A 10,113-nucleotide genomic window follows, 5' to 3' on the forward strand; every position below is an offset into this window, starting at 1 on the left:
CAGCGGGCAGGTCTCGATTTGGCGGACGCACGGCGCGGATGGGCGGGCGCCGGGACCGGAGAAGTGGGTGAACGGGGGACGGATGTCAAATGCCCATCAGGGAGACCCCGGCGATCCTTGCGGCGCCGCGCCGCGCCTTCTATAGGCGGGGCCGAGCCATGACCACGCCGACCCGCCCGGGCTTCCCGCACCGCCACCTGCTCGGCATCGAGGGCCTCTCGCCCCTCGACATCGCGGGCCTGCTCGACCGCGCCGACGAGGCCGTCGAGATCAGCCGCCAGGTCGAGAAGAAGCGCACCACCCTGCGCGGGCGCACCCAGATCAACCTCTTCTTCGAGCCCTCGACGCGGACCCAGTCGTCCTTCGAGCTCGCCGGCAAGCGGCTCGGCGCCGACGTGATGAACATGTCGGTCGCCTCCTCGTCGGTGAAGAAGGGCGAGACGCTGATCGACACGGCGGCGACGCTCAACGCCATGCGCCCCGACATCATCGTGGTGCGCCACCATCAGGCCGGGGCGGTGCATCTCCTCGCCCGCAAGGTGGATTGCGCGGTGGTCAACGCGGGCGACGGCGCCCACGAGCATCCGACCCAGGCCCTCCTCGACGCCCTGACCATCCGCCGCAACAAGGGCCGGATCGAGGGGCTGACGGTGGCGATCTGCGGCGACGTCCTGCACTCGCGGGTGGCGCGCTCGAACATCATCCTGCTGCAGGCGCTCGGCGCCCGCGTGCGGGCGATCGGCCCCTCGACGCTGCTGCCGCCCGGCCTCGCCCGCTTCGGGGTCGAGGTTCACACCGACATGCGCGCGGGGCTCGAAGGCGCCGACATCGTCATGATGCTGCGCCTCCAGCGCGAGCGCATGAACGGCTCCTTCGTGCCCTCGGTGAAGGAGTACTTCCGGTATTTCGGCCTCGACACCGAGAAGCTGAGCTTCGCCAAGCCCGACGCGCTGGTGATGCATCCCGGCCCGATGAACCGCGGCGTGGAGATTTCCTCCGAGGTGGCGGACGGGGCGCAGTCGCTGATCCGGGAACAGGTGGAGATGGGCGTGGCGGTGCGCATGGCGGTGCTGGAGGCGCTGGCGACGCACCTGCCGAACGCTTGACATGCCTCCTCGCGATTTCGACCTTGACATCCAGGCGATCCGCAGGCGGCTGGAGCGGGAGGGCTGGCGCCTGCGGCCCTCCAAGGGGCCGCACGACATCTATGTCCTGCCCGGACGCCCGAACGTGGCGGTCCCTCGCGGTCGGGGGGACCTGCCGCCCGGCACGGCCCGCGCGATCGCGCGCCAAGCCGGATGGCTCGAAGGGAGTTGACGTGCCGTGACCGCCTATATCGGCATTCTGGAGAAGGAGCCCGGCACGCTCTGGGGCGTGTGGTTTCCCGATCTGCCCGGCTGCATCGCGGCAGCCGAGACGTCGGACGAGACCCTGGCGCAGGCCGGCGAGGCGCTCGCGCAATGGCTCGACCTCGCGCGCGAGGACGGCACCGCGCCGCGGCCCGCCCGGACCATCGAGGAACTCAAGGGTGACCGAGACTTCGCCGAGGCCCTGGCGGCCGGCCATGCGGCGGTGGTGATCCGCCCACCCGCAGACGAACTCGGGCTCGACGAGCGTCAGATGCGGGCGGTCGATGCGGCGGCGCAGCGCCGTGGCCTGTCCCGGACCGCTCTGGTCCGGGAGCTTGTCCTGAACGAGATCGCCGGTTGAGCCGCTGGCGACCAACGCGACAGCTGCGCTACTCGGACGACCGCACGCTCGACCGCCCCATCACCGTCCGCGCACCCGCAGCGGAGCCCTCCGCCCGATGACCCTCCTGATCACCAACGCCCGCCTCCTCGACCCCGCCGGCGGCCGCGACGGGCCCGGCGCCGTCCTGATCCGCGACGGCCGCATCGCCGATGTTCACTGGGGCGCGTCCCCTTCCCCGCCCGAAGGGGCCGAGGTGATCGACGGCGGCGGGCACGTGCTGACGCCGGGCTTGACGGACCTGCGCGCCTTCGTGGGCGAGCCGGGGGCCGAGCACCGCGAGACGCTGGCGAGCGCGAGCGCCGCCGCGGCGGCGGGCGGCGTCACCACCCTGGTGTGCATGCCCGACACCAACCCGGTGATCGACGGGCCGGCCATCGTCGATTTCGTCCTGCGCCGCGCCCGCGACACCGCGAGCGTGCACGTGCTGCCGGCCGCCGCCATCACCAAGGGGCTCGCCGGGCGCGAGATGACGGAGTTCGGTCTCCTCGCCGAGGCCGGGGCCGTCGCCTTCACGGACGGGCTGCGGGCGGTGACGAACGCCCAGGTGATGCGCCGCGCCCTCACCTACGCCCGCGACTTCGGCGCGCTCCTGATGCAGCACGTCGAGGAGCCGGACCTCGTCGGCGACGGGGTGATGAACGAGGGCGAGATGGCCTCGCGGCTCGGCCTGCACGGTATCCCGCGGGAGGCCGAGACCATCCTGCTGGAGCGCGACATCCGCCTCGTGCGCCTGACCCGGGCGCGCTACCACGCGGCGATGATCTCGACCGCCGACTCCGTCGAGATCGTCCGGCGCGCCAAGGAGGCGGGGCTGCCCGTCACCTGCGGCGTGTCGGTCAACAACCTCGTGCTCAACGAGAACGACATCGGCCATTACCGCACCTTCTGCAAGCTCTCCCCGCCCCTGCGGGACGAGGCGGACCGGCAGGCGGTGGTGGCGGCGCTGAACGAGGGTGTGATCGACGTCGTGGTCTCCGATCACAACCCGCAGGACGTCGAGACCAAGCGCCTGCCCTTCGCGGAGGCGGCGGACGGGGCGCTCGGCATCGAGACGCTGCTCGCGGCGGCCCTCCGCCTCGTCCACGCGGGCGACATCGCCCTGCCGCGCCTGCTCGCCGCCCTCTCCACCGCGCCCGCCGCGCTGCTGTCGCGCGAGGGCGGCCGCCTCGCAGCGGGAGCGCCCGCCGACCTCGTGCTGTTCGATCCCGACGAGCCCTACGTGCTCGACAAGCGCCGCCTGAAGTCGCGCTCCAAGAACTCGCCCTTCGACGAGGCGCGGCTGCAGGGGCGCGCGCTCGTCACCCTGGTGGCGGGCCGCGTCGCCCACCGGCACGAGGCCGACGCCTGATGGACACCGCCCTCATCGCCGCCGCGCTCGTTCTCGGCTACCTGCTCGGCTCGATCCCGTTCGGGCTGATCCTCACGCGCGTCGCCGGGCTCGGCGACGTCCGGGCGATCGGCTCGGGCAACATCGGCGCCACCAACGTGCTGCGCACGGGCCGCAAGGGGCTCGCCGCCGCGACACTCCTCGGCGATGCCCTGAAGGGCACCGCCGCGGTGCTGATCGCGAGCCGGTTCGGCGGGCCGGACGCCGCCCTGGCGGCGGGCCTCGGCGCCTTCCTGGGCCACCTCTTCCCGGTCTGGCTCGGCTTCAAGGGCGGCAAGGGCGTGGCGACCTTCATCGGCGTGCTCCTCGGCCTCGCGCCCCTCGCGGTGCTGGCCTTCGCGGCGATCTGGCTCGGCCTCGCCGTCCTGCTGCGCTACTCCTCCGCCTCGGCCCTCGCCGCGAGCGCCGCCACGCCCCTGGTCCTCTGGGGCCTGGGACAGGGCCGCGTCGCCCTCCTGTTCGTGGTCCTGGCGCTGCTGCTATGGTGGAAGCACGCGCCGAATATCCGCCGCCTCATGGATGGCACCGAGGGGCGGATCGGACAGAAGGGCTGAGACGATCTGGGCTCCTGCCGCAAGGTGAGCGGAAGAGAGGAGCCGGGTCTTGGAACTCAGCGACGCGCAGCGTCTCGACTGGCTGCGCCTGATCCGCTCGGAGGGCGTCGGACCGCGCACCTTCCGGGGTCTGGTGAACCGCTTCGGCGGCGCGGGCGCCGCCCTGGAGGCCCTGCCCGACCTCGCGCGCCGGCGCGGCCGGCCGATCAAGGTGGTGGGCCGGCGCGAGGCCGAGCGCGAGATCGCCGCCGCGGCGCGCCTCGGCGTGCGCTTCGTGGCGATGGGCGAGGCGGCGTATCCCACCCCGCTCCAGGCCACCGACGATGCGCCGCCGCTCCTCGCGGTGCGGGGCGGGGCGGCGGCCCTCGGCCGGGCCTCCGTCGCCATCGTGGGCTCACGCAACGCCTCGGCGGCGGGCCTCACCTTCGCGGAGCGCCTCGCCCACGGGCTCGGCGCCGAGGGGCTGACGGTCGTCTCGGGGCTGGCGCGCGGCATCGATGCGCGCGTGCACGCGGCCTCGCTCGCGAGCGGCACGGTCGCGGTGCTGGCGGGCGGCCACGACCGGATCTACCCGCCCGAGCACCAGGACCTCGCCCAGCGCATCCTCGATCACGGCGGGGCGCTCGTCGCCGAGATGCCCCTCGGCTGGGAGCCGCGCGGGCGGGATTTCCCGCGCCGCAACCGGATCATCTCGGGGCTCTGCCTCGGCACGATCGTGGTCGAGGCGGCGCGCCGCTCCGGCTCGCTCATCACGGCGCGCTTCGCCCTGGAGCAGGGGCGCGAGGTCTTCGCCGTACCGGGCTCGCCGCTCGATCCGCGGGCGGAGGGCACCAACGACCTCATCCGCCAGGGCGCGACCCTCTGCGCCGACCCGGAGCACGTGCTCGCGGTGCTGCGCCCGCTGCTGGCCGAGGGTCCGCCGCCCGAGGGCGCAGAGGACGGGGCGCGGCCGGAGGCGCCCGCCCTCTACTGGGACGAGACCGACTTCTTCGCCCCCGCGGAGGCCCCGGAGCCCGCAGGCTTCGAGGAGCCTATGGAGACGGCCCCGCCCGGCGACGACCGGGCGCGCCTCCTCGCGCTCCTCGGCCCCGCCCCGGTCCAGGCGGACGCGCTGGCCCGCCAGGCCGGCCTCTCGGCGCGGGCGGTGCAGGGCCTCCTGCTCGAACTCGAACTCGACGGCCTCGTCGCGCGCCACGGCGGCGGGACGGTCTCACGCCTCTGAGGCGTCGGGGTCGAGGTTGGCCAGCACGTCGAGGCAGCCCTGGAGGATGTAGGCCGCCGCGAGCTTGTCCACGAGTTCGCCCCGCCGCGCCCGCGAGGCGTCCGCGTCGAGGAGCGTGCGGGTGACGGCCGCCGTGGAGAGCCGCTCGTCCCACAGCAGCACCGGCAGCGGCAGGATCGGCGAAAGATTGCGCACGAAGGCGCGGGTCGACTGCGCCCGCGGCCCCTCGCTGCCGTCCATGTTGAGCGGCAGCCCGATCACCAGCCCGCCGACGCCGTGGCGTCCGGCGATCGCCGCCAGCGCCTGCGCGTCCGGGGTGAACTTCACCCGCCGGATCGTCTCCAGCGGCGAGGCGATGCGCCACCCGACATCGGAGAGCGCGAGCCCGATCGTCTTCGTGCCGAGATCGAGCCCGAGCAGGCGCGCGCCGCCGGGCACGCGTTCCGCGAAGGCCGCGGCCGCCTCCCGGTTCACGGGCGCGCTCCGCGCTTTAGGTAAGCCTCGTCCATCCGGGAGACCCTCTCATGCGCATCACGTGGTACGGGCATTCGACCTTCCGCCTCGATTTCGGGTCGACCCACGTCCTGATCGATCCGTTCTTCACCGGCAACCCGGGCTTTGAGGGCGGGGATGCGGGCCGGGCGAAGGCCTGCGAGGACCTCACCCACATCCTGATCACCCACGGCCACGGCGACCACGTGGGCGACACCGTGGCGATCGCGGGCGAGACCGGCGCCAAGGTGGTGACGAACTACGACCTCTGCATGTGGCTGTCGTCCAAGGGCGTCACGAATTTCGACCCGATGAACACCGGGGGCACCACCGACCAGGGCGGATTCCGGGTCTCGCTGGTGCGCGCCGACCATTCCGCCGGCATGAGCGAGGCGGGTGTCACCGTGCCGCTCGGCCTGCCGAACGGGATCGTGGTGCGCGCGGACGGCGAGCCCACGATCTACCACATGGGCGACACCGACATCTTCGGCGACATGGCGCTGATCGAGGAAATCTACCGGCCCGACGTGCTGATGGTGCCGATCGGCGACCGCTTTACCATGGGAGCGGAGACCGCGGCGCTCGCCGTGCGCAAGTTCTTCACGCCCAAGGCGGTGATCCCCTGCCATTACGGCTCCTTCCCGATCATCGCCCAGACGGCGGATGCCTTCGTGGCGGCCCTCGACGGGTCGGGCGTGCAGGTGGTGGTGCCGCACAAGGGCACGCCGGTGACGCTGAGCTGAGCAGCCGGGGCATTAGGGTTAACCGGAGGTTGACGTGGCGGGGCCGGACCGGGAGCGTTACCAAATCGTTACCTGCCGTCTCCCGGTCCCGAGGCCGCCGTGCATCTCACGTTCCTCGCCACGCAGCCCCATCCGGTCACGGCCGGGGGCGACGCCTGGATCACCGTCGACCTCGACGGCGCGCTCTCGCCCCTGCGCGGCCCGCTGCCGGGCGGGCTCGCGGCCTTCCTGGCTCCCGTCCTGGCTCCCTTGCCCGCGCCGGCCGGCCGGCAGCGGGTGCCCCAGGGCGCCTTCGTGGCGATCGCCCGCCGCCCCGCGGCGCGCGCGCCCAACCGGGCGACGCTCCGCGTCCGACGCGAGCGTGTTCCGGCCGGCGCCGTCGTCCCGGTCGGCCGCGCCGCGGCTCCGCCCGGTCCCAGGCCTCATCCGATCCGGGCCGGACGCGCTCTGATCGTCCTGACGCCGCCCCGCCGGGGCATGCCGCGGCGGCACAAGCTGATGCTGGCGCTCGCCGTGGAGGTGCTGTTCGTCGGGGCCGCGCGGGCGCGGCAGCAATACCGCCCTCCGGCCGTGCTGATCGAGGACGTGGTCGGCCCCCACAGGGCGATCGCGCTGAACCTGGGCGCGCGGTAGGGGCGGGACGCTCCATCGGCACCGGACGCGCCCCCGGCGTTGCGGCGCCGCGAAGGCGGGTGCTATAGCGCCCGGCGGCAGGCTCCCTCGGGGCCGCCCTCTCCATCGCAGCGGGGTTCCATGTCGGTCGACGCGCAGACGGTCCGGCGCATCGCGCATCTGGCGCGCATCGCGGTGAGCGACGCGGAGGTCCCGCCGCTCCAGGACGAACTCAACGCGATCCTGGCCTTCGTCGAGCAGCTCGGCGCGGTCGACGTCGCGGGCGTCGAGCCGATGACCTCGGTCACCCCGATGGCGATGAAGAGCCGCGAGGACGCGGTCACGGACGGCGGCTACGCCCGCGAGATCGTGTTCAACGCGCCGCTCACCGAGGACAACTACTTCCTGGTGCCGAAGGTCGTCGAGTAGGCGCGGGCGCGGACTCCGCCGCGCGCGGAGGCCGGCCGGTCGCGCCATGCGGCACCGTCGGACGCCCTGATGCGCCAGAGAGCATCTTTCCGACGGGGCGGACGCCGGTTCGTCGCAGACAATGCGGCCAATCAAAGACTGAGAGCAGCGCCCGATGGCAGCGCGATCGGGCGCTGGTCTAAGCGGCGGGGATCACGGACTTGAGCACGAACGACCTGACCGAACTCACCCTGGCGGAGGCCCGCGACGGCCTGCGCGGCAAGGCCTTCTCGGCCCGCGAGATCGCACAGGCGCATATCGACGCCGTGGCGCAGGCCCGCGCGCTCAACGCCTACCTGATCGAGACGCCCGAGCGGGCGCTGGCGATGGCCGAGGTGGCCGATGCCAAGATCGCCAAGGGCGAGGCGCGCCCCCTCGAAGGATTGCCGCTCGGCATCAAGGACCTCTTCTGCACCCACGACGTGCCGACCACCGCGGGGTCGAAGATCCTCGAGGGCTTCCGGCCGCACTACGAATCCACCGTCAGCCACAACCTGTGGCGGGACGGCGCCGTGATGCTGGGCAAGCTGAACCTCGACGAGTTCGCGATGGGCTCGTCGAACGAGACCAGCGCCTACGGACCGGTGGTCTCGCCCTGGCGGCGGCGCGATTCCGAGACGCCCCTGGTGCCGGGCGGCTCGTCAGGCGGCTCCGCCGCGGCGGTGGCGGCGCGCCTCTGCCTCGGCGCCACCGCCACCGACACCGGCGGCTCGATCCGCCAGCCCGCGGCCTTCACCGGGACGGTGGGCATCAAGCCGACCTACGGGCGCTGCTCGCGCTGGGGCATCGTCGCCTTCGCCTCCTCCCTCGACCAGGCGGGGCCGATCACCCGCACGGTGCGGGACGCCGCGATCATGCTGACCGCGATGGCCGGGCACGACCCCAAGGACACGACCTCGGTGGACCTGCCCGTGCCCGCCTACGAGGCGGCCGTGGGGCGGGGGGTCAAGGGGCTGACCATCGGCATCCCGAAGGAGTACCGGGTCGACGGCATGCCGGCCGAGATCGAGCGGCTCTGGCAGCAGGGCGCCGAGTGGCTGCGCGCGGCGGGCGCCAAGGTCGTCGAGGTGTCGCTGCCCCACACCCGCTACGCCCTGCCCGCCTACTACATCGTCGCGCCGGCCGAGGCCTCCTCGAACCTCGCCCGCTACGACGGCGTGCGCTACGGGCTGCGGGTGCCGGCCAAGGACATCGTCGGCATGTACGAGCAGACCCGCGCCGCCGGCTTCGGCCGCGAGGTCAAGCGGCGCATCATGATCGGCACCTACGTGCTCTCGGCAGGCTACTACGACGCCTACTACGTGCGGGCGCAGAAGATCCGCACCCTGATCAAGCGCGATTTCGAGACCGTCTACGCCGACGGCGTCGACGCGATCCTCACGCCGGCCACGCCCTCGGCCGCCTTCGGCATCGGCGAGAAGCAGAACGCCGATCCGGTCGAGATGTACCTCAACGACGTCTTCACCGTGACGGTGAACATGGCGGGCCTGCCCGGCATCGCCGTCCCGGCCGGCCTCGACGCGCAGGGGCTGCCGCTCGGGCTTCAGCTGATCGGCCGGCCCTTCGACGAGGAGACGCTGTTCGCCGCCGGCCACGTCATCGAGGAGGCGGCCGGCCGGGTGGCCCTGCCCCGGGCGTGGTGGCGATAGCCCCTCGCCCCGACCTCGCGGCCGGCCTCAGGAGCGGCCGACCACCACGGTGGTGTCGAGCAGGCTGAAGACGATGCCGGCCTCCTGCAGCGCCGCGATGGCGGTGCGGCGGCTGCGCGAGGCAGGCCCCTCGATCCCTTCGTCCAGGCGCCGGACCGTGGAGAGCGACAGGCCGCTCGCCCTGGCCAGATCGGCCATCGACCAGCCGAGAAGGGCGCGCGCGGCCCGCAGGTGATGCCCCTCGATGGCCGGCCCCGGATCCTGCGGGGGCGGCCCGGCGGCCGGTCCGGCCGCTCCGACCGACGGCGAGGCCGCGCCGCAGCGAGCGGCCGAGAAGTAGCCGTCGAGCTGGGATTCGAGGGCGGCGCCGAGCCCCGTCGCGCGCGACGCATCCCCCGCCGGATCGTCGCGGCGCGACGCGAAGACCCGCATCACCTCCTCCAGGGCGGAGTCGGGGAACGGCCCCTTCGTGGCGAGCGCCGTGCCCGGGAGCGCCGCTCTGACGGCCTCGCGCGATGCGGCGGTCGGGCTCGCCGCGGAGAGCGTCCTGATCTGGTCGATCAGGACCCGCTTGCGCTGCTCCTCGGCTCGCACCGCCCGGGCGAGCTGCTCGCGATCGGTGACGTCGAGCACCACCCCGGCGGCGGCCCGCGGCCGCCCGCTGTCGGACACGAAGATCTCGCTGCGGCCGAGCAGGATGCGCATCGACCCGTCGGGGCGGATCACCCGGACGGTGCGGTCGCGCAGGGAGCCTTCCTGCATCACCTGCGCGGCCGTCTCGATCTCGGGCCGGTCGTCGGGATGCACGAGGCTCAGGAAGAGTTCGTAGCTCGGACGCGTGCGGCTCGGGTCGAGGCCGAGCAGGCGGAAGTACCCGGGCGACCAGACGAATTCATGGGTCGCGAAGGTCCAGCCCCAGGTTCCGGTCAGACCGACGCTCTCCAGAAGCCGCAGGAAATCACCCGGCGAGAACGGCGATTCGGTCGTCATGGTCGGCGCGGGCCGAGAGCGGGATGACGAGAGCATGCGGCAGCGGATCGATTGATCGCGGTCTTCGACACTAACAAATGATATTGCGGAAAGCAGTCGGCTGCAACCCCCGCTATCCGCAGGGGCAACGAGGCAGTTACAGACGCCAGATGACGTAAGTCTCGCTGGTCAAGGCTAGAGCGTTTTCGGTTTAATCTGGATCGTATCCGGCAGCGATGAAGAAGTTGGCACACTCGTCGGGCGT

Annotated in this window: 12 protein-coding genes; 10 read left to right on the forward strand and 2 right to left on the reverse strand. The window is 72.9% G+C overall.

Going from position 1 to position 10,113, the window contains the following annotated elements; all coding sequences use genetic code 11:
- Positions 1–158 precede the first annotated feature (158 nt).
- From ACKUB9_RS15145 to dprA, 6 genes are all read left to right on the forward strand, one after another.
- Positions 159–1,106, forward strand: coding sequence for an aspartate carbamoyltransferase catalytic subunit (locus ACKUB9_RS15145; RefSeq protein WP_407524402.1), 948 nt, complete (start codon positions 159–161; stop codon positions 1,104–1,106).
- A gap of 1 nt (position 1,107) precedes the next feature.
- A complete protein-coding gene (locus ACKUB9_RS15150; RefSeq protein ID WP_407524404.1) occupies positions 1,108–1,317 on the forward strand; it encodes a type II toxin-antitoxin system HicA family toxin in 210 nt (69 codons plus the stop codon).
- Positions 1,318–1,323: 6 nt separating this feature from the next.
- Entirely contained in the window at positions 1,324–1,710 is a 387-nt protein-coding gene (locus ACKUB9_RS15155; protein WP_407524406.1) for a type II toxin-antitoxin system HicB family antitoxin, read from the forward strand.
- Positions 1,711–1,807: 97 nt separating this feature from the next.
- Positions 1,808–3,100, forward strand: coding sequence for a dihydroorotase (locus tag ACKUB9_RS15160; protein ID WP_407524408.1), 1,293 nt, complete (start codon positions 1,808–1,810; stop codon positions 3,098–3,100).
- Complete coding sequence (plsY, locus tag ACKUB9_RS15165; RefSeq protein WP_407524410.1) at positions 3,100–3,693, forward strand: glycerol-3-phosphate 1-O-acyltransferase PlsY; 594 nt, start codon at positions 3,100–3,102, stop codon at positions 3,691–3,693. The genes ACKUB9_RS15160 and plsY overlap by 1 nt, the downstream gene beginning before the upstream one ends.
- 49 nt (positions 3,694–3,742) lie before the next feature.
- Positions 3,743–4,915, forward strand: coding sequence for a DNA-processing protein DprA (dprA, locus tag ACKUB9_RS15170; protein ID WP_407524412.1), 1,173 nt, complete (start codon positions 3,743–3,745; stop codon positions 4,913–4,915).
- Here dprA and ruvX read toward each other — a convergent pair.
- Positions 4,904–5,389 carry a Holliday junction resolvase RuvX gene (gene ruvX / locus ACKUB9_RS15175; RefSeq protein WP_407524414.1) on the reverse strand — a complete coding sequence of 162 codons (486 nt, stop codon included), beginning with the start codon at positions 5,387–5,389 and terminating at the stop codon, positions 4,904–4,906. The genes dprA and ruvX overlap by 12 nt on opposite strands.
- A gap of 50 nt (positions 5,390–5,439) precedes the next feature.
- Here ruvX and ACKUB9_RS15180 point away from each other — a divergent pair, with 50 nt between their 5' ends.
- The 4 genes from ACKUB9_RS15180 (at position 5,440) to gatA (ending at position 8,879) form a co-directional block, all read left to right on the forward strand.
- A complete protein-coding gene (locus ACKUB9_RS15180; protein ID WP_407524416.1) occupies positions 5,440–6,150 on the forward strand; it encodes a metal-dependent hydrolase in 711 nt (236 codons plus the stop codon).
- A 99-nt stretch (positions 6,151–6,249) separates the two neighbouring features.
- Positions 6,250–6,783 (forward strand): hypothetical protein, encoded by a 534-nt coding sequence (locus ACKUB9_RS15185; RefSeq protein ID WP_407524418.1) that lies wholly within the window; start codon positions 6,250–6,252, stop codon positions 6,781–6,783.
- 120 nt (positions 6,784–6,903) lie between these two features.
- Positions 6,904–7,191, forward strand: a complete 288-nt coding sequence (gatC, locus tag ACKUB9_RS15190; protein ID WP_407524420.1) for an Asp-tRNA(Asn)/Glu-tRNA(Gln) amidotransferase subunit GatC — start codon at positions 6,904–6,906, stop codon at positions 7,189–7,191.
- A gap of 200 nt (positions 7,192–7,391) precedes the next feature.
- Positions 7,392–8,879 (forward strand): Asp-tRNA(Asn)/Glu-tRNA(Gln) amidotransferase subunit GatA, encoded by a 1,488-nt coding sequence (gene gatA, locus ACKUB9_RS15195; protein WP_407524423.1) that lies wholly within the window; start codon positions 7,392–7,394, stop codon positions 8,877–8,879.
- 27 nt (positions 8,880–8,906) lie between these two features.
- On the opposite strand, the gene ACKUB9_RS15200 is transcribed toward gatA, so the two are convergent.
- Positions 8,907–9,869: a PAS domain-containing protein gene (locus ACKUB9_RS15200; protein ID WP_407524425.1), complete on the reverse strand. Its 963-nt coding sequence runs from the start codon at positions 9,867–9,869 to the stop codon at positions 8,907–8,909.
- Positions 9,870–10,113 lie beyond the last annotated feature (244 nt).

It is taken from the genome of Methylobacterium oryzisoli (genome assembly GCF_046557895.1).
In the GTDB taxonomy this organism is placed as follows: Bacteria; Pseudomonadota; Alphaproteobacteria; order Rhizobiales; family Beijerinckiaceae; genus Methylobacterium; species Methylobacterium oryzisoli.

Excerpts from the sequence above, each read along its gene's own strand:
- ACKUB9_RS15145 (WP_407524402.1), top strand. The coding sequence starts at position 159 with ATGACCACGCCGACCCGCCCGGGCTTCCCGCACCGCCACCTGCTCGGC.
- ACKUB9_RS15150 (WP_407524404.1), top strand. The coding sequence starts at position 1,108 with ATGCCTCCTCGCGATTTCGACCTTGACATCCAGGCGATCCGCAGGCGG.
- ACKUB9_RS15160 (WP_407524408.1), top strand. The coding sequence starts at position 1,808 with ATGACCCTCCTGATCACCAACGCCCGCCTCCTCGACCCCGCCGGCGGC.
- plsY (WP_407524410.1), top strand. The coding sequence starts at position 3,100 with ATGGACACCGCCCTCATCGCCGCCGCGCTCGTTCTCGGCTACCTGCTC.
- ACKUB9_RS15180 (WP_407524416.1), top strand. The coding sequence starts at position 5,440 with ATGCGCATCACGTGGTACGGGCATTCGACCTTCCGCCTCGATTTCGGG.
- gatC (WP_407524420.1), top strand. The coding sequence starts at position 6,904 with ATGTCGGTCGACGCGCAGACGGTCCGGCGCATCGCGCATCTGGCGCGC.
- ACKUB9_RS15200 (WP_407524425.1), bottom strand. The coding sequence starts at position 9,869 with ATGACGACCGAATCGCCGTTCTCGCCGGGTGATTTCCTGCGGCTTCTG.